Here is a 17,589-nt window from a genome sequence, read left to right on the forward strand (position 1 = left end):
TGGCGGGAACCACATGAGAGTATGAACGAATGAGCGATCTGAACGACATTCAGCCCACGGATGAGGCTTCGGACGACACCCCCGTGGAAGGAACCACGCTGGACGAGGGTACGGCAAGCCCGGAGGAGCAACCAGCCCCGCAGGCGGAAGCCGTGAAGGACTCCAAGCCCAAGGGCGGGAGCCTCCACGAACTCGTGGACGAGCCTGCCAAGGTGATGCGGATCGGCACCATGATCCGCCAGCTCCTTGAGGAAGTTAAAGCGGCACCGTTGGACGATGCTGCCCGTGGCCGACTGGCCGAGATCCATGAGCGGTCCATCAAGGAACTTGAAGATGGGCTGGCTCCGGAACTCATCGAAGAATTGGAGCGCATCAGCCTTCCCCTCCCGGAAGAAAAGGCTCCTTCCGACGCAGAGCTCCGGATCGCCCAAGCCCAGTTGGTGGGGTGGCTCGAGGGCCTCTTCCATGGCATCCAGGCTGCCATCGCCGCCCAGCAGGCCGCCAAGGAACACGCTGCAGCCCAGATGCAGCTCCGCCAGCTCCCGCCGGGAACCGTCATCGCTCCCGGCATCGTGATCGGCGAGAACGGCCAGCCGCAGCGGGCCGCAGCACCGGGTGCGCCCGGCGCTCCGGCGCAAGGACGCCGGGAAGATCCCGACCACGGCCCGGGCCAGTACCTCTGAGTCTGCGCGTGGGTTTCTTTGGGGCCGTCCGGCAAGGACGGAAGGACGATCTGGAGCTTGGCAAGGGCCTGTGGCGCCGCGCCCACGACCGTTTTCACCGCGGGCTGGACCGGTATCACCAGGTCCTTGAGGGCGTGGACGATGACGAGCTCTACAACGAGTTGGTGCAGATAGCCAACGAGTTGGCGGAGTTGTCTCCCCGTGTCCGGGCCGTCTGCGTGGAAGCCCAGAAGCGTTCGCCGAGCGACGGCCTGGATGTTCCCGGGGCGCTGGCGGGAGTGCATCGGGCGCTGTCCAAAGCCGGGAATTCCTTGGCCACCACAGCCGAGGCTGCGGCGATGTTGCGGTTAGCGGTTGGCCCGGTTCCGGTGGGGGCGCTTTCCGTCAGGCGTCGGGCGGAGTCGGTTTTCGATCAGGTGGCCGACGCGGAGCGGCAACTCAACGCCTAAACAGCCATCCCAATAATGCCCGGCGTACGCAACTACACGCGTGCGCCCTTATTCCCTTCGTGCAAGAAGTTAAGCGGATAGCTGATCTGCGTAACATTCGGCGCTTTTAGCGGCGCCGTGCTGGCAGGATGGCAGACATGACTTCGTCACCAACACTTACTTTCAACGACGGCAACACCATCCCCCAGCTCGGCTACGGGGTGTGGCAAGTTGAAGACGATGTAGCCGAAAAGGTGGTGCGCCAGGCATTCGAAGCCGGGTTCCGCCACATCGATACCGCCAAAATCTATGGCAATGAGGCCGGCGTAGGCCGCGCCATCGCTTCCTCCGGCCTTTCCGCCGAGGAAATCTTCATCACCACCAAGTTGTGGAACGCTGATCAGGGCTATGAGTCCACCCTTGAGGCATTCGAGAAGTCCTTGGACCACCTCGGCCTGGAGACCCTGGACCTCTACCTGATCCACTGGCAGCAGCCCAAGCAGGAAAAGTACGTTGACACTTGGAAGGCCCTGATCGAGCTCAAGAAGCGCGGCCGGGTCAAGTCCATCGGTGTCTCCAACTTCACCAAGGAAGGCCTGCAGCACATCATCGATGAAACCGGCGTCGTTCCGGCCATCAACCAGGTTGAACTGCACCCGTTCTTCAACCAGGCCGAGCTGCGTGAGTTCAATGCTTCCAAGGGCATCCTGACCCAGGCATGGTCCCCGCTGGGCCAGGGAGGCGAGCTCCTGGAGAACGCCACGGTCGCTGAGATTGCGGCCAAGCACGGCGCAACTCCGGCACAGGTAGTCATCGCTTGGCACCTTGCCATCGGCAACGTGGTGATCCCCAAGTCCGTCACCGAGTCCCGCATTCAGGAAAACTTCGCGGCGCTCAACGTCACGCTGGATGCGACCGACGTCGAGGCCATCAGCGGCCTGGATCGCGGTGCCGAAGGTCGCATCGGCCCGGACCCGGCGGTCTCCGACTTCGCCTAGACGCGAAGCCTGGTCCAGATGCCCCGCCCCTGCTTGGGGGCGGGGCATCTGCCGTTAAGGCACGACGGCGGCACCCGCCGCTGGATCGTAACGCATCGAAGTCCGTGGTGAAATTGAGCGACCCCAACGGACGGAGCTTGCATGGTGGTGTTTGACGCATTGGAGCGGCAGATCGTTGCTGCCCTGCAGCTTGATCCGCGCTGCCCCTGGCGGAAGATGGCGGCTGTCCTTGGTGAGGCTGAGCGAACAGTTGCGCGCCGCGGAGCACAGTTGTTGGAATCCGGCGCAGTTGCTGTTGTTGGGATCCGCCCCAAGCCTGCTGTGGTGCTTGTGCAGATGCGATGCATGCCCGGGACGGTCCGTGCCGCCGCGCAGGCCTTGTCGCAGCGGACGGATACCACGTTCGTCTACACCATCACCGGCACCGGTGACTGCGTGGCCGAGATCCTCACCGAACCGTCCCACATAGGCACCGTCTTGTCCGATGAGTTGCCCTCCACCATTGGTTTGCGTGATTCCACCAGCTATCCCGTCCTTCGTTACTTCCGCACCATCCGCGGTTGGCGGCCCGAAATCCTCACCGCTGACAAAGCCGAGGCACTCCGGTCGGCCCTCACCCCCGATTCAGGCATCCTGGTGCCGCGGCAGGAGCTCAGCCGCCAGGACAACGAGCTCCTCGATGCGCTGTGTGCCGATGGCCGGATGAGTTTCGAAGCGCTGGGGCGCCGGATTGGTGTCTCGGAAGCCACGGCACGTCGGCGCAGCGAATGGCTGCTGACCAACAACCAAGTCCATTTGCGCGCGATCGTTGAGCCGGCGGCTTTCGGTCTTGGCGTTGAGGCCCTGCTGTGGATACGAGCCTCGCCGCACCAGGTTGAACAGGTGGGCAAGAGCCTGGCGGAGCTTCCCACTGTCCGTTATGCCGCGGCGATTGCGGGCGACTACCAGATCATGGCCGACGTCACTGTGGAAGACATGCCGTCCCTCTACCGCTTCATTACGGACTCGGAGTGGGCCCAGAACGCCGCTGGAGTGGATGTTTCCATCCTGCTCGATGCCCGCAAACGCGGTGGTCGGCTCATGCGCTCATCGTCGTAAGCGGTGCCGGCGCTGATGTGACGACAGGGGCGACGGCGGCGTACCCCGTCTGCTGTTCGAAGGCACGCCCGTAGCGGAGCAGTTGCATATCTGTGTAGTGGTTGCTGGCGAGTTGGAGACCGATAGGCAAGCCCCCTGAACTGAATCCTGCCGGAACACTGAGCACCGGCAGGCCGGTAGCGGACAACAGGCAGGCCGACCGCATCCAGTCCAGGTAGGTTTCGGAGGGCACTCCCGCTACTTGGGCGGGATAGCGCAGCGTTGCGTCGAAGGGGAGGACCTGGGCGCAGGGGCTGGCGAAGAGGTCATAGCGACTGAAGAACTCCTGGACGCTTAATTCGAGCCGGGTGCGGGCCGCGGCCGTCTCGATGAGGTCCCGGGCGGTCAGGGCGAAGCCCTTGTTCACGTTCCAGTGCACTTCGGGCTTGATGACCTCCCCTGCACGCTCCAGGATCGGCCCGAGTCCGGCGGCGAAGTCCATGGCGCGGGTGTTGCCGAACACCAGGTCTGCTTCGCTGAAGTCCGGGGTCGCTTCCTCCACGATCGCCCCGAGGTCCTCGAAGATGGCCAGTTGCCGCTCCAGATGGTCCAGGATTTCCGCTTCCACAGGCACGCCGATGCCAAAGTCGCGCGACCAGCCGATCCGCACGCCGCGCATGTCCGTCTCCAGGCTGGACCGGAAAACCTCGGGATCCAGCCCCGTGGGGTGCGGAACCCGCGGATCCTTGCCTGCTGTCACGGACATGAACAAGGCAATGTCCTCCACGCTCCGGGCCATCGGTCCGGTCCTGCCCAGCCACGCGTAAGCGTTGACGCAGGACGGCATGGGGATCACCGCCGTCGACGGCCTGAAGCCCACCACGTTGCAGAAGGAGGCCGGGATACGGAGCGAACCACCCATGTCGCTGCCGTCGCCGAGGCTTTGGACACGTGAGGCGACGACGGCGGCCACCCCGCCGCTGCTGCCGCCGGCGCTCAGGGCGGGCGCGTAGGGGTTTGTGGTGGTTCCGAAGAGGTCGTTGAACGTGTGCGACCCCGCGCCGAACTCCGGTACGTTCGACTTTCCGGTACTGACAACACCTGCGGCCTTCAGCCGCGCAACGATGAGGTCGTCGGCGTCGGGCACGAAGTCACGCAGGGCGAGCGAGCCCTGGGTGGTGCGCATTCCAGCGGTGTTGTTGGTGTCCTTGTGCGTCATGGGTACGCCGTGCAGGGGCGGAAGCTCAGCCCCTGAGGCTGTGAGCTGGTCCGCGTCGTGTGCCAGGGCCTGGGCGCCGTCCGGGTCGAGGGTCACCACGGCGTTGATGACTGGGTTCACTTCGGAAATGCGTTCCAGGTGATCGGCCAGGGCTTCGCGCGCCGAGACCTTCTTGTCGCGGATGGCTGCGGAAAGTTCGACGGCGGACAGCTCGCCAAGGGTGTCAGGCATGGTGCTCCTTTGCTGGATTGCTACTGCCTGAAAGTGTGCCGGGTCACACTTCCTCGGGGAAGCCTCCGACGCTTTCACAGCAAGCTTTGACTGATTCGGCCACAGTGATGGCTGATTCCGTCAGCTATTGTGTGTGATCCGGCTCATAGCGGAGGGTGTTGATAACCCACTGGCCGATCTGGTCGATGGGTAAGGATTTGCCCCACTGCACCCATACCGCACAGCGTCGTCCGGTTGCGGAATTGCCGAGGGGCCACACCTGGGAGGTTTCCATGCACCAACCCCTGGCTCTTCAACCGCTCGCCCCCAACGATTCCACCGACATCATGGCGATCGCCAACAACCCCGTCCTCTGGATCTGTGTTGCAGGAGTGTTCGGCGTCATCATCATCCAGTCCGTCATCTTCATGAAGGCGGCCCGGCGTGCTGCTCCCTCCGTGGACATGAGCACACAGGACATCAAGACCTCTTTCCGCTCCGGCGCTGTCTCGGCCATCGGTCCCTCGTTGGCGGTTTCGCTCGTCGCCATCGCCCTGCTCGGACTCTTCGGTGCGCCGGCCGTGCTGTCCAGGATCGGTCTGATCGGTTCCGCCGCTTACGACGTATCGGCCGCCGGCATCGCGGCAGGTTCCATGGGCGCCAAGCTCGGCGATGCCAGCTACACGCAGAGTGTTTTCGCCGTCGCGTTCTTTGCCATGAGCATTGGCGGAGCCATGTGGATGCTCGCCACCCTGATCCTGACGCCGCTGCTGCGTAAGGGCGACGCCAAGATCCGCTCCGTAAACCCCGCGGCCATGGCAATCGTCCCGGCGGCGGCACTGATCGGCGCTTTTTCCTGCCTGGGGCTCACCGAGCTCCCCAAGTCCTCTATCCATGTGCTGTCCTTTGTTGTCTCCGCGGCGGTCATGGGGGCGTGCCTGTTGCTGGCCAAGAAGCTCGGCAAGAGCTGGCTGCGTGAGTGGGGACTCGGTATCTCCATCGTCATCGGTCTGAGCGCCGCCTATCTCGCCGTCGGTCCGGCCGTCGGCTCCTGACGACACCGCACCTGACTCAACCGGCCGCCGTCGTCATCCCCTGAGCACCACCTTCCTTGAGCACGAAAGGAACACCCCTCATGTCTTCCCTTACTTCCGCTCCCGCCACCACCTCTACCGCCATGGCGGACTTCAACCGCACCACGTCCCGCTGGGGCCAGATCACCATGATCGGTGGCCTGCTGATCTCCGTGGCAGGGCCGCTGTACCTCGTCTTCGCCACTGGCTTGGATATTGGCCCGGCGCAGCTGTGGATCGCCTTCGCCGCGGTTGCTGCCACGTTCGGCATCATTTGGATCGTCGAACCGCTCACGTACTACCCGATCCTGGGACCGGCCGCGATGTACCAGGCGTTCATGATCGGCAACATCTCCAACAAGCTCCTGCCGGCGGCACTGATCGCCCAAACCAACATCGGCGCGAAGCCGGGCAGCAAGCGGGCGGAATTGGCCGCCGTCGTTGCCATTTGCGGGGCAGCGGTGGTGCACCTGATCTCGCTGGCGATCTTCGTTGGCCTGCTGGGTAGCTGGCTGATCAGCGTCATCCCGCCGTCGGTCCTGCTCGTTACCCGGCTCTATGTGCTGCCCACTGTGCTGGGGGCGGTCCTGGTGCAGGCCATCGTGTCCATGAAGCAACCCCGCACCACCGTGTTCGCCCTGCTGGTTTCAGCCGTCGTCGTCTTCGTCGTGCTGCCGCTGGTTCCGTCGCTCGCGATGGTGTCCACCGCCATCGCTGTGCTGGGAACCATCCTGCTGGCCTGGTTCTTCCGCGGCAAAGCCGCCATCTCTGAAGCGAAGCCCATCCACATCGAGTAGCGGCGCCCGGACCACCCAAGCACCCCCATCCACCAGCAAGACAGGATTCCCATGACGTCAACAGTCACTGCCCTCCAGCTCGATTCCGACCAGACCACCAAACTCCACTCCCTGTACCGGCACCTCCACGCACATCCGGAACTCTCCATGCAGGAGTTCGCCACGGCCTCGTTGATCGAGGAACAGTTGGACGGCCTGGGCCTTGAGCACTTCCGCTGCGGCGGAACCGGTGTGGTGGGCATCCTCCGAAACGGTGATGGTCCCGTAGTGGCCTTCCGCGCCGATTCCGACGGACTGCCCATCGAAGAAGCCACCGGGCTGGAATACGCCAGCACGGATACCGGAACGCTGCCGGACGGCACCGTAGTGCCGGTCATGCACGGCTGTGGCCACGACACCCACGTGGCCAGCCTGCTGGGTGCGGCAGAGGTGCTGGCCGGCAACCTGGACGCTTGGGCGGGGACACTGGTGCTGATCTTCCAGCCCGGCGAAGAAACTGCGGCGGGTGCACTGGCCATGCTCGACGACGGACTGTGGGATAAGGCACCTCGGCCGGAAGTGGTCTTCGGCCAGCACGTCATGCCGCGGCCAGTGGGAACGGTGGCGATCTCGAGTGGCCCGGTTGCTGCCATGGCGGACTCGCTCCGGGTCACCGTCCACGGCCAGCAGTCGCATGGTTCCCAGCCGCAGGACGCCATCGACCCCATCGTGATGGGCGCCCACATGGTCACCCGGCTGCAGGGCATCGTGTCCCGCGAACTGGATCCGCGGAAGTCCGCAGTGGTCACAGTGGGGACGTTCCACGCGGGACTCAAGGAAAACATCATCCCGGCCTCGGCCGAGTTCACCCTCAACATCCGCACCTTCGATGAGGACGTCCGCGCCCAAGTCCTCGGCGCAGTCCGCCGCATCATCGAGGCAGAGGCCGCCGCGTCCGGAGCGCCCCGGCCGGACATTGAGGAAATGTACCGCTTCCCGCAGTGCTTCAACGATCCCGACGCCGTTCCTTCCGTTGTTGAGGCACTTCGGCTTGCCCTGGGCTCCGAGGCCGTCGAAATCACCCCGCCCATGATGGGCAGCGAGGATTTCGGACACTTGGGCACCGCCATTGGAGTGCCGTCAGTGTTCTGGATGTTCGGGGGCACCCCCGCAGCCGGCCACCAAAGCCCGGGTCCCGTCCCCGTCAACCATTCGCCGTTCTTCGCTCCCGAGCTGGAAGGTTCGCTGGCCGGGGGAGTCTCTGCCGCCGTCGCCGTCCTCCTGTCCCGGCTGGGCAACTGACTTTCACTTCAAGGAATCTCCATGACGTCAGCATTGACCGCACCGTTTACACGTCCTGAACAAGGCCCGCTCGCAGTGAGTCCAGCCGCCCAGGAAGCCACAGCCGGACAGACTAGGCAAGGCCCGCTCGCTGGCCGCCTGGTGGTGGACCTCAGCCGGGCGCTCGCAGGCCCGCACGCGACCATGATGATGGGTGACCTTGGCGCGAGGGTCATCAAGATCGAGAACCCGGGGACCGGTGACGACACCCGTGGCTGGGGGCCGCCCTTCGTAGGACCCAAGGACGATCCGCAGGCGACGTACTTCCTGTCATGCAACCGCAACAAGGAATCCATGGCGCTGGACCTCAAGAGCGAGGACGGCCAAAGCGTCCTCCGGCAACTCCTGGAACGGGCCGACGTTGTGGTGGAGAACTTCCGGCCCGGGGTCCTGGAACGGCTTGGCTTCAGCACCGATGCCATGCACCGCATCAATCCGCGCTTGGTCATCCTGTCCATCACCGGATTCGGCCACGACGGCCCGGAATCGCATCGCAGCGGCTACGACCAAATCCTCCAGGGCGAGGCCGGGCTCATGTCCCTGACGGGCTCGGGTCCGGATGACCCGCAGCGCGTGGGTGTGCCCATCGCTGACCTGCTCTCCGGCATGTACGGGGCGTACGGCGTGGTGGCCGCCCTGCTGGAACGTGAACAGACTGGCCGGGGGCAAGTAGTGCGGACGTCGCTTCTGGCCTCCTTGGTGGGCGTGCACGCATTCCAGGGAACCAAGGTCACTGTTGCCGGCGAATCCCCGGAAGCGCAGGGCAACCACCATCCTTCAATCGCCCCCTACGGCCTGTTCCGGTGCCGTAACGGAAGTGTGCAGATCAGCGTCGGCAGCGAGAAGCTGTGGGCTGCGTTCACCTCCGCGTTCGGCATCGATCCTGCAGCAGAAGGGCTCGGCACCAACGCCGACCGGGTCCGGAACCGGGCCCGCGTCCTTGAGGTCGTGGAGGCAGCTTTCGCCACCTACGATCCCGAACCGCTGCTGGCCAAGCTCGCAGAGGCGGGAGTGCCAGCCGGCAAAGTGCGCACCCTCAAGGAAGTTTACGAATGGCCTCAACTGGCATCCCAAGGATTGCTGGTTGACGTCCAGCACCCGCTGTTGGGGTCCGTCACCCTGCCAGGGCCGCCGCTTCGCTTCTTTGATCAGGCCGACGGAACCGAATCCACCCGACGTTCGCACACCGCCCCGCCGCTGCTGGACCAGCACGGTGAAGGCGTCCGCGAATGGCTGGCCACTACGGAGGTGGGCTGAATGGCGGCCACTGCCACGCGCCGTCGGCTCGGTGCCCGGGAAATGCTGGATCACCTGCTCGACGCCGGCACGTTTGTTTCGTGGGACGCGCCCGTTCGCGGGGCGGTTGGCGGTGGTTCCGGCGACGCTGGGTACGCGGCCGACTTGGCCTCCGCCCGGGACAAGTCGGGCAGCGACGAATCTGTCCTGACGGGTGAGGGCCGAATAGGCAACCATCGCGTCGTCGTCGTGGTCTCCGATTTCGCTTTCCTTGCCGGATCGATTGGGCGCCATACCGCCCGAAGGCTGGTTGCCGCCGTCGAACGCGCCACGGACCTTGGCTTGCCGGTGGTCGCTATGCCGGCGTCCGGAGGGACGCGCATGCAGGAGGGAACGCCCGCCTTCCTGGCGATGGTGGACATCGTGGCCGCTGTACAGGCGCATCGAACCGCGGGGCTGCCGTACTTGGTGTACCTGCGGCATCCGACCACTGGGGGCGTCATGGCGTCGTGGGGTTCGCTGGGGCACGTGACTGCTGCCGAGCCGGGTGCCCTCCTGGGGTTCCTTGGTCCGCGCGTCTATGAGGCACTCCATGGTGAAGCTTTCCCATCAGGCGTCCAAACCGCGGAGAACCTGTTCGACCATGGGTTGGTGGACGCCGTGGTTCCGCCCGAAGGGCTGGGGGATTACTTCAGGCGGGTGCTGGAGTTGCTTCGGCCCGGGGACACTGTGGCGGATGTTGTGGTGCCGCCGGTCGCGCACGCCACGACCGGGGCAGCCGGGGGGACCGCCTGGGAGTCCGTCCTCCGTTCCCGGGACACCCTGCGGCCATCCACAGCCGAGCTCCTTCAGCAGGCCGCGGGCAATGTTGTGCTCCTGCGTGGCGCGGGTGACGGCACCAAGGACCACGGCATGCTGGTGGCCCTTGCCCGGTTCGGCGCCACCTCGTGCGTACTCGTGGGGCATCTACGGAACAATGCGATGGGACCGGCCTCACTGCGGGATGCCCGGCGCGGGATGCGTCTGGCCAACGAACTGCGGCTGCCGCTGGTCACTGTGATCGACACGCCGGGCGCCTCCCTGTCCCGGGAAGCCGAAGAAGGCGGGCTTGCCGCCGAGATCGCCCGCTCGTTGTACGACCTCCTCGGAGTGGGAACAGCTACGTTGTCAGTCCTGCTGGGGCAAGGGACCGGGGGAGGGGCGCTGGCCCTCCTGCCGGCCGACCGGACCATCGCCGCAGGGAACGCCTGGCTCGCGCCGCTGCCACCGGAAGGTGCCAGCGCCATCGTCCACCGGACCACTGCGCATGCTGCGGCGCTCGCAGAAAGTCAGGGCATCACCGCCGAGGCACTCGCGGTCTGTGGCGTGGTGGACGTGGTGGTGGAGGAAATCCCGGATGCGGCGGCCGCCCCGGTGGAATTCTGCCACCGCCTGGGTGGGGTGATCGCCGTCGAACTTCAAGGCCTGGCGCGGCGGGGTGCCCCCGGGCTTCACCAAAGGCGGGCCAAATACCGGGCGTTGGTTAGCTAAGTTGCGGGAGTTATTGCCGTCTGGCCGGGGCGCCGGTCAATAAGTCATGCACTCGTGCCGGAACCAGTTTCCGCAGGAAATCCAAGCGTTCCGGTGCTTGGGAAGTTGAAGCCGCGGACCCCGTGCCACAAAACCAAAACGGCGGTCTGTCGCGCGTCCTCATCGTCCATGCCCGAGACACACCCTCCCGAACCAAGTGTTCCAGGGTGATGAATCCCAGTCGGATCTGCCCGCCGATAGTGTGGCCCGTGTGGTTGCTGGGTGCACACAGCGGCAAGGTGGTAGCTGCGTCGCAGAGCGGGGCGAGGCGCAACTCGCCGCCATTGACGCTTTTTTGGGGGGAAGCCCTCCTGGCCGTCTCACGTGAGGTACCGAAAGACACCCCATCCTGGCGTCCTCACCACACAACCATGCCGATGGCTGGCGCTGAACGTGGGCCGTCGTTTGGCCGATGAAGACTGAAATACTGCGGGGGCACCGCACGCAATACAACTCAAGGTGCCTCGCAGCTGACACTGGAAGTCCACCGCCTGGCGGTCAAACTCGTCAGCTTCCCATTCCCGGCCATCAAGGTGGCTCTTTGCCCATCTCATCCCGGTTGACCTGCTGCGCTACGGCCCGACGTCGACTCAACGGTGCATCCGCGGACCGCAGCTGCAGCTTTGGTGCCGCGCCTAAGCCCCAGCTGGAACTGCAATGCCGATGTACTGGGTGGAGAGGTATTCCTCGATGCCTTCGGCTCCGCCTTCACGGCCCAGGCCGGATTGCTTCACTCCACCGAAGGGAGCCGCTGCATTGGAGATGACGCCCGCGTTCAAGCCCAGCATGCCCGTCTCAAGTTTCTCTCCCATCCTCAGCCCGCGATCCAGGTCCTTGGTAAAGACGTAGGCTGCAAGCCCGTACTCGGTGTTGTTTGCCAACCTGACCGCTTCCTCCTCGGTGGAGAAGGTGACGATTGGCGCGACGGGGCCGAATATTTCCTCGGAGAGAATGGGTGATCCCTCGGTAACTCCCGCGAGGATAGTTGGCGCGTAGAAGTATCCCGGCCCGTCCACGGTGGTCCCGCCCGTGACGACCGTTGCGCCAGCGGATACTGCATCCGTCACCAGTGCGTGGACTTTGTCCCTGCTCTTGGCATCGATCAGCGGCCCCACAGTGGAGCCCGGTTCCGTTCCGCGCGCGGTGGTCATCGACGCCATGCGGGCCGCGAACTTTTCCGTAAATTCATCAGCCACCGAATCTTGGACGATGAACCGGTTGGCCGCAGTGCACGCTTCGCCCATGTTGCGCAGCTTCGCCAGCATGGCCCCTTCAACAGCGGCATCGATGTCCGCATCGTCGAAGACGACGAACGGTGCATTCCCACCCAACTCCATCGATGTGCGCAGCACCGTCTCAGCGGCATCTGACAGCAGTCGCCTGCCGACCTCGGTTGAACCGGTGAAGGAGAGCTTCCGGAGCCGGGAGTCCTTGATCAGCGGTCCGGTGGTGGCGCCCGCCCTGGTGGATGGGACGACGTTGAGGACGCCGGCGGGGAGGCCGGCCTCCTGCATGACCTGCGCGAAAAGCTGGGATGTCAGAGGAGTCAACCTCGCGGGCTTGAGCACCATGGTGCATCCGGCGGCCACGGCGGGAGCGATCTTCCTGGTGGCCATTGCCAGGGGGAAGTTCCACGGTGTTATCAGGAGGCAGGGACCTACCGGCTTCTTTTGAACCAAAAGCCGGGACTTCCCGTCGGGAGAGACCGAGTAGCGGCCCGACGCACGGACGGCTTCTTCCGAAAACCAGCGGAGGAATTCGGCCCCATAGGCCACTTCGCCCCTGGCCTCGGCCAGCGGCTTGCCCATTTCAAGGGTCATCAGCAGGGCAAAGTCTTCTGCCCGCGCCGTGACCAATTCGAAGGCGCGGCGCAGGATCTCACCGCGTTCCCTGGGCGCAACGGCCGCCCATGAAGCCTGGGCAGCCGCTGCGGCGTCAAGTGCGGCCAGACTGTCCTCAGGCCCAGCGTCCGCGATGCTCACCAGGACCTTGCCGGTGGCGGGATCTTCGACGTCGAACGTGGCACCTGAGGTGGCGGCGCGCCAGTCGCCGCCAATCAACAAGCCAGTAGGTACGGAGGCGAGCAGCTCGCTCTCGCGCGAAGCAGTGGTCATCTTTGTTCTCCTTGCTGGGTGGTGTGATTCTGATTATATCGCCTTGCGGACATATTGTCTGCACTGCGAGAAGTTCTCTGCTTGCTTGCGGCTGGAGCGCCCCGTATCGTCAATGTCCAAGGGTTGTCCGCGAGGTGAGAGAAACAAAATGACTGACACTGGTGAGGCCTCCGTCGGTGGCATGGGCCTGGTCACCAAGTCGGTGGCTGTTCTTCAGGCGCTGGCCGCTTCCGGGGAGCTCACTGTGGGGCAGTTGTCCGACGCCACGGGCGAACCGGTCAGTTCCCTGTACCGCTTGCTGTCCTCCTTGGATGCCATTGGGTGGGTGGAGCAAGGCAGCAAGCGCGGCAAGTTCCGCCTTGGCCTGGACTTCCTCTGGCTGGGGGCCCGGCTGGAAGCTCAATTGGATGTCCGACGCCTGGCCCTGCCGGAACTCACGCGCCTGCATGAGGCCACCGGGGAGACCGTCTTCCTCTGTATTCGCCGCGGAATGTCTGCCGTGTGCATAGAGAGAATCGACGGACGCGACGTCCAGATCCATAGCCTTCGTCTGGGGGAGTCGTTGCCACTTGGCGAGGGTGTTGCCCCGCGGGCCATTCTGGCTTTTGAAAGCCCCGACTTCGTGGCCCGATACCTTCGCGACGCCGCCTCCCGGGCCCCCGTCAGCGCGATCGCGCCGGATCGGGAGCAACTGGTGCGGCTCCTCGATGAAACCGCCGCAAGCGGTGTGGCGGTGGCCGAAGCAGATTGGGTTGACGGCATCGGTGGCGTTGGTGCCCCGATCTTCGACCACAAGGGGCACGTCGTGGCTGCGCTGTCGATCAGCGGACTTTCCGGTCGTCTGTTCTCCGGGGATATTGACGTGGTGGCCCTGGTGACCCAGGCGGCGCGCGCAGTGAGCCTGAAGCTGGGCTCAGAGTCATTCACAGGAAGGGTGAACCGTGGCCAAGCCAATTCAGCTGCTAGCCAAGAGCAGTAAGCTGCTGCATTCTCTCGCAGACGGGGGAGCCTTGCCCATCAGCGAGTTGGCTGAGGAGCTCGATATGCCGCGGCCCAGCGTCTACCGGCTCACCGATGCGTTGAGGCTGGTCGGCCTCACCTCAACTGCAGAGGATGGGCGCATCCAACTCGGCGTGGAAGTACTGCACCTGGCGCGTGCGGTCCTGGACACCCTCCCTGAAGCCAGGGCGGCACAAGGCGAACTTCAGCGACTTAATCGCGTCACCGGCCAGACGGTATATCTCTGCGCTCCACGGGAAAACACTGTGGCATGCCTGGATTGGGTGAGGGGAACCCGCGTCTCTCTGCTGGCCCTCAGCCCCGGAGGTACGCTCCCGGTAAATGCAGGGGCAACTAGCCGGGCAGTTTTGGCGTATTCTCCGGGCCTCCTTGAGGGATTGTCCGGTCTCAGCCTTGAGAAGTTGACGCCGAATACGCTGACCTCGCTTGAGGGTCTGGAGCGCGACGGCAAGGAGATTCGCCAGCGCGGTTACAGTGTGTCGCGCGAGGACGTGACCGCGGGAGTATCGGCCCTGGGCGCTCCGGTCTTCGGCCCGGACGGCAAGGTCAGTTGCGCCATATCGCTGGCTGGGCTGACTGACGACATTCTTGGGAACGAGTCTGAGTATGCTTCTGAGCTTTTGACGTCTGCTGGCAAGATCCAGGAAGTGCTCAAAGCCAGTCGGTGACACCCGGCCGGGACGGACCAGGCCGACTCCGGCCGCTGACGCCCGGCCGTTGCCCGACCCTTCACCGCCACCCTATTTCCAGCCCCCGCAAGGGGGCTCTTTTGTTGTGCCCTTTGTGGCGCCACGGCAGGGAGGGGCGCCGCCGTCGGGAGTCCGGGTTTCCTGCATCAACATTTAATTCTCATATCATAGACAAACTGTCCGCAAGGCGATACATTTGACGTAACTTCGTTGAGAGAGGTTTACCCATGAATACGAAAACTGAGGTCCTCACCGACCTGGAGATGAGCAGCATCATCCAAGAAGCCCGGTGGCGCGTCATCGACACTGTGGCCGCCAGCAAGGCCGGCCACATCGGCGGTCCCATGTCTGCCATGGACGTGCTTGTCTCCCTCTACTTCAAGCACATGCGCATTGATCCGAATAACCCGCGCAATCCCGAAAGGGACCGGTTCATCCTGTCCAAGGGTCACTGCGCAATTGGCCTCTACACCGTCCTGGCACTCAGGGGATACTTTCCCGTTGAGGAGCTGGCAACCTTTGACCACGGAAACTCCCGCCTCCAAGGGCACCCGGATATGCTCCTGACCCCTGGAGTGGACGCGTCAACAGGGTCGCTGGGTCAAGGTTTGTCCAGCGGCGCCGGCATGGCGCTCGGCGCCAAGAAGCTGGGAAAGGACTTCCACACCTGGGTCATGTTGGGCGACGGTGAACTCGGAGAAGGCATGGTGTGGGAAACAGTCCTATCAGCACCACGCTTTGGACTGGATAACCTGACGGCGATCGTGGACGTCAATGGCCTGCAGCAGTATGGCTGGCCGGCGGGGCCGCGGGACCGGTTCGACCGCAGCGAGCCCGTGGGCCACGTGGACCTGGAAGCCGTGTTCACCGGATTTGGATGGAACACCATCAGCATCAATGGGCACGATCTCAAAGAGATCTCGGACGCCCTCACCTTTGCGCAGTCTTTCCGCGGAGTCTCCGGAAAACCGACAGCGATCATTTCGAACACCACCAAGGGGTTCGGAGTCTCATTTACCAGTGGCACGTACAAGTGGCATAACGGCATCGCCACAGAGGAACAATTGCGGACCGCCCGGGAAGAACTCGGCCAGAAGATGGAGTCAGTCAAGTGAGCACCAAAGCACAACGCCAGGTTTGGGGAGAGACGCTTTCAGAACTGTCTGAACTGGATGAGCGCATCCTGGTCCTGGACGGGGACCTTGCGACGTCCACACGCGCGGACATCATTGCAGAGTCCCATCCGGAAAAGTTCATCCAGGTTGGCATCGCAGAGCAAAACATCGTCGGCATGGCCTTCGGCCTCAGTACCCTTGGGTACCGGCCATGGCTGTCATCGTTCGGGGTCTTCTTCACCAACCGGGCACTGGACCAGGTCAGGATGCTGGTGTCCCAGACCAAGGCCCCAGTCCGCATCGCAGCGGCCTACTCCGGGTTGCTCAACGGCTCGAGCGGCAAGACACACCAGGACATCGAAGATTTCGCCATCATGCGGGCCATGCCCAACATGACGGTCATCGCCCCAGCCGACGCCACCGAGGCGCGCGCCGCCATCAAGTGGGTGGCGGACTACGACGGCCCCGTCTACATTCGTTTCGCCCGCGACGCCGTCCAGGACGTATTTGACGAAGACTACGTGTTCGCGCCGCACAAGCCCGTGGTCCTGCGCCACGGAACCGATCTCACGGTCGTCTCAACCGGGGTGCAGACCTCCAGGGTTGCGCAGGCGCTCGATTCCCTTGAGCAAGAAGGAATCACGGCAAAACACATCCACGTTCCGATGCTGAAGCCCTTGGACGATCAGGAACTCCTGCAGGAGCTCCGCTCTGCGCCCTTGATTGTCACCGTGGAAGAGCACAGCGTTCTCGGAGGACTCGGGGGCCTGGTCTGTGAGCTGACCGCAGGATCCGAAGAGCCTGCACGAGTCACCAGGCTCGGGCTTGCCGATCATTGGTCCGAATCCGCGCCGAACGAGTTCCTTTTGGACAAATACGGACTGTCACCTGCCAAAGTTGCGGAGCACATCAAGGCAACCCTGAAGTCGCGGAAGTGAATGACCTCCATTATGTCCAAGCCACTCCAGACTTTGAGCCCCCTTAAGGCCGTGCAGCAACGCGTGCCCGCCGGCCTTTCACGCATTGTCACCCTCACCCCAGCCCCGGCCATTGACAGGGTCTACTTCCTGGACCGCATGGTAGAGGGGCACGTCAACAGGGCAACCAGGGTTGAAACGTACCTGGCAGGCAAAGGCATCAACGTTGCACGTGCCCTGAGCCTCGCTGGAAACGTCGCCATCGCTGTGGTGCCCATCAACGACGAGGACCTCGAGCTGGCCGAAGGCAGCGAGAGCGTACGCAACAAGGTGTTCAAGACCGTGGGAGTCACTGCAGCCACCAGGGTCAACGCAATCATCGTGGACACGGACGGCGCCACCACAAACTTCAACGAGAATGCAGCACCGCTGACTGCGGAGAAATGGCAACAGCTCTGCGACGCGACGCTCGATGAAGTCAAAAGGGTCCAGGCAGACTGGTTGGTCCTGGGCGGTTCGCTTCCGGTGGACAGCAGCACCGGCCGCGAAGTCGATCCTGGCAGGCTCTTCCGTGCTGCACATCAGCAAGGAGTCTCAACGTGCCTGGATACCTCTGGAGAAACCCTTAAAGCTTGGGCCTCATCAGCAACGCCCGTGGACCTGGTCAAGCCCAACAGGGAAGAGCTGGCTGAGATCACTGGGACGGCGCTACGGACCATGAGGGATGTGGTGTTCGCCGCCAACGTGCTCCGGCAAAGGGGGATCAGGACCGTCTTGGCCAGCCTGGGAAGCGACGGGCTGGTGGCGGTCAACGAGCATGGTGTTCTCTGGGCAAGGGGCCCTTCAGCCAGGGTCCTCAACACCACGGGAGCCGGAGACGCCGCACTTGCGGGCTACCTCAGCGCACTGCCGCACTCATCAGCGGCCCCGTACTCAACGGAAGTGGTCTGCGAGGCCCTTGCCCGCGCCGTCGCCTGGGGTGCGCTCGCCGTGCAGGAAGCCACTACCATCCTTCCGCGGGTCGTCTTCTCACCGGCAGGCATCTCAGTGTCCGCGCCGGACCCGGACTACGTACTTTCCCGGTAACTTATCGCCCACGATCTGCCAGGGCCCGTGTCTCGCAA

General features: G+C 64.0%; 16 protein-coding genes. 14 read left to right on the forward strand and 2 right to left on the reverse strand.

The genetic code is table 11. The annotated features are described in order from the left end of the window. The first annotated feature begins 29 nt into the window (after positions 1–29). The 4 genes from FQP90_RS14715 to FQP90_RS14730 all read left to right on the forward strand — a co-directional run bounded on the left by FQP90_RS14715 (position 30) and on the right by FQP90_RS14730 (position 3,207). Positions 30–683, forward strand: a complete 654-nt coding sequence (locus tag FQP90_RS14715) for a bacterial proteasome activator family protein (protein WP_144651734.1) — start codon at positions 30–32, stop codon at positions 681–683. 8 nt (positions 684–691) lie between these two features. Continuing rightward, positions 692–1,132: a hypothetical protein gene (locus tag FQP90_RS14720; RefSeq protein WP_144651736.1), complete on the forward strand. Its 441-nt coding sequence runs from the start codon at positions 692–694 to the stop codon at positions 1,130–1,132. Between the two features lie 137 nt (positions 1,133–1,269). Further along, positions 1,270–2,109, forward strand: coding sequence for an aldo/keto reductase (locus FQP90_RS14725; RefSeq protein WP_144651738.1), 840 nt, complete (start codon positions 1,270–1,272; stop codon positions 2,107–2,109). Between the two features lie 141 nt (positions 2,110–2,250). After that, positions 2,251–3,207: an Lrp/AsnC family transcriptional regulator gene (locus FQP90_RS14730; protein ID WP_144651740.1), complete on the forward strand. Its 957-nt coding sequence runs from the start codon at positions 2,251–2,253 to the stop codon at positions 3,205–3,207. Here the strand turns inward: FQP90_RS14730 and FQP90_RS14735 are convergent. After that, positions 3,188–4,636, reverse strand: a complete 1,449-nt coding sequence (locus tag FQP90_RS14735; protein WP_144651742.1) for an amidase family protein — start codon at positions 4,634–4,636, stop codon at positions 3,188–3,190. The genes FQP90_RS14730 and FQP90_RS14735 overlap by 20 nt on opposite strands. 272 nt (positions 4,637–4,908) lie before the next feature. Here FQP90_RS14735 and FQP90_RS14740 point away from each other — a divergent pair, with 272 nt between their 5' ends. The 5 genes from FQP90_RS14740 to FQP90_RS14760 all read left to right on the forward strand — a co-directional run bounded on the left by FQP90_RS14740 (position 4,909) and on the right by FQP90_RS14760 (position 10,571). Next, positions 4,909–5,670 carry a DUF5058 family protein gene (locus FQP90_RS14740; protein ID WP_144651744.1) on the forward strand — a complete coding sequence of 254 codons (762 nt, stop codon included), beginning with the start codon at positions 4,909–4,911 and terminating at the stop codon, positions 5,668–5,670. Positions 5,671–5,750: 80 nt separating this feature from the next. Further along, the gene (locus FQP90_RS14745) at positions 5,751–6,485 is read left to right on the forward strand and encodes a hypothetical protein (RefSeq protein WP_144651746.1); all 735 of its coding nucleotides are present in this window, start codon (positions 5,751–5,753) and stop codon (positions 6,483–6,485) included. Between the two features lie 51 nt (positions 6,486–6,536). Then, entirely contained in the window at positions 6,537–7,766 is a 1,230-nt protein-coding gene (locus FQP90_RS14750; protein WP_144651748.1) for an amidohydrolase, read from the forward strand. A 21-nt stretch (positions 7,767–7,787) separates the two neighbouring features. Continuing rightward, the gene (locus FQP90_RS14755) at positions 7,788–9,062 is read left to right on the forward strand and encodes a CaiB/BaiF CoA transferase family protein (protein ID WP_244296787.1); all 1,275 of its coding nucleotides are present in this window, start codon (positions 7,788–7,790) and stop codon (positions 9,060–9,062) included. After that, the gene (locus tag FQP90_RS14760) at positions 9,063–10,571 is read left to right on the forward strand and encodes a carboxyl transferase domain-containing protein (protein WP_144651750.1); all 1,509 of its coding nucleotides are present in this window, start codon (positions 9,063–9,065) and stop codon (positions 10,569–10,571) included. It abuts the gene before it with no gap. A gap of 674 nt (positions 10,572–11,245) precedes the next feature. Here FQP90_RS14760 and FQP90_RS14765 read toward each other — a convergent pair. Then, the gene (locus tag FQP90_RS14765; protein WP_144651752.1) at positions 11,246–12,724 is read right to left on the reverse strand and encodes an NAD-dependent succinate-semialdehyde dehydrogenase; all 1,479 of its coding nucleotides are present in this window, start codon (positions 12,722–12,724) and stop codon (positions 11,246–11,248) included. 148 nt (positions 12,725–12,872) lie between these two features. Between FQP90_RS14765 and FQP90_RS14770 the strand changes: the two genes are divergently transcribed. The 5 genes from FQP90_RS14770 to FQP90_RS14790 all read left to right on the forward strand — a co-directional run bounded on the left by FQP90_RS14770 (position 12,873) and on the right by FQP90_RS14790 (position 17,551). Next, complete coding sequence (locus FQP90_RS14770) at positions 12,873–13,703, forward strand: IclR family transcriptional regulator (RefSeq protein WP_144651754.1); 831 nt, start codon at positions 12,873–12,875, stop codon at positions 13,701–13,703. Continuing rightward, the gene (locus FQP90_RS14775; RefSeq protein ID WP_144651756.1) at positions 13,666–14,412 is read left to right on the forward strand and encodes an IclR family transcriptional regulator; all 747 of its coding nucleotides are present in this window, start codon (positions 13,666–13,668) and stop codon (positions 14,410–14,412) included. The genes FQP90_RS14770 and FQP90_RS14775 overlap by 38 nt, the downstream gene beginning before the upstream one ends. Positions 14,413–14,660: 248 nt before the next feature. Continuing rightward, on the forward strand, positions 14,661–15,548 hold the full coding sequence (locus FQP90_RS14780; RefSeq protein ID WP_144651758.1) for a transketolase: 888 nt from the start codon (positions 14,661–14,663) through the stop codon (positions 15,546–15,548). Beyond that, complete coding sequence (locus FQP90_RS14785; protein WP_144651760.1) at positions 15,545–16,486, forward strand: transketolase family protein; 942 nt, start codon at positions 15,545–15,547, stop codon at positions 16,484–16,486. The genes FQP90_RS14780 and FQP90_RS14785 overlap by 4 nt, the downstream gene beginning before the upstream one ends. Before the next feature lie 12 nt (positions 16,487–16,498). Next, the gene (locus tag FQP90_RS14790) at positions 16,499–17,551 is read left to right on the forward strand and encodes a 1-phosphofructokinase family hexose kinase (protein WP_244296788.1); all 1,053 of its coding nucleotides are present in this window, start codon (positions 16,499–16,501) and stop codon (positions 17,549–17,551) included. The last annotated feature ends 38 nt before the right edge of the window (positions 17,552–17,589 follow it).

The sequence above is a fragment of the Paenarthrobacter nitroguajacolicus genome (genome assembly GCF_007786235.1).
GTDB classification, from domain to species: Bacteria; Actinomycetota; Actinomycetes; order Actinomycetales; family Micrococcaceae; genus Arthrobacter; species Arthrobacter nitroguajacolicus_A.

Excerpts from the sequence above, each read along its gene's own strand:
- FQP90_RS14715 (WP_144651734.1), top strand. The coding sequence starts at position 30 with ATGAGCGATCTGAACGACATTCAGCCCACGGATGAGGCTTCGGACGAC.
- FQP90_RS14725 (WP_144651738.1), top strand. The coding sequence starts at position 1,270 with ATGACTTCGTCACCAACACTTACTTTCAACGACGGCAACACCATCCCC.
- FQP90_RS14730 (WP_144651740.1), top strand. The coding sequence starts at position 2,251 with ATGGTGGTGTTTGACGCATTGGAGCGGCAGATCGTTGCTGCCCTGCAG.
- FQP90_RS14735 (WP_144651742.1), bottom strand. The coding sequence starts at position 4,636 with ATGCCTGACACCCTTGGCGAGCTGTCCGCCGTCGAACTTTCCGCAGCC.
- FQP90_RS14740 (WP_144651744.1), top strand. The coding sequence starts at position 4,909 with ATGCACCAACCCCTGGCTCTTCAACCGCTCGCCCCCAACGATTCCACC.
- FQP90_RS14745 (WP_144651746.1), top strand. The coding sequence starts at position 5,751 with ATGTCTTCCCTTACTTCCGCTCCCGCCACCACCTCTACCGCCATGGCG.
- FQP90_RS14750 (WP_144651748.1), top strand. The coding sequence starts at position 6,537 with ATGACGTCAACAGTCACTGCCCTCCAGCTCGATTCCGACCAGACCACC.
- FQP90_RS14755 (WP_244296787.1), top strand. The coding sequence starts at position 7,788 with ATGACGTCAGCATTGACCGCACCGTTTACACGTCCTGAACAAGGCCCG.
- FQP90_RS14760 (WP_144651750.1), top strand. The coding sequence starts at position 9,063 with ATGGCGGCCACTGCCACGCGCCGTCGGCTCGGTGCCCGGGAAATGCTG.
- FQP90_RS14765 (WP_144651752.1), bottom strand. The coding sequence starts at position 12,724 with ATGACCACTGCTTCGCGCGAGAGCGAGCTGCTCGCCTCCGTACCTACT.
- FQP90_RS14770 (WP_144651754.1), top strand. The coding sequence starts at position 12,873 with ATGACTGACACTGGTGAGGCCTCCGTCGGTGGCATGGGCCTGGTCACC.
- FQP90_RS14780 (WP_144651758.1), top strand. The coding sequence starts at position 14,661 with ATGAATACGAAAACTGAGGTCCTCACCGACCTGGAGATGAGCAGCATC.
- FQP90_RS14790 (WP_244296788.1), top strand. The coding sequence starts at position 16,499 with ATGTCCAAGCCACTCCAGACTTTGAGCCCCCTTAAGGCCGTGCAGCAA.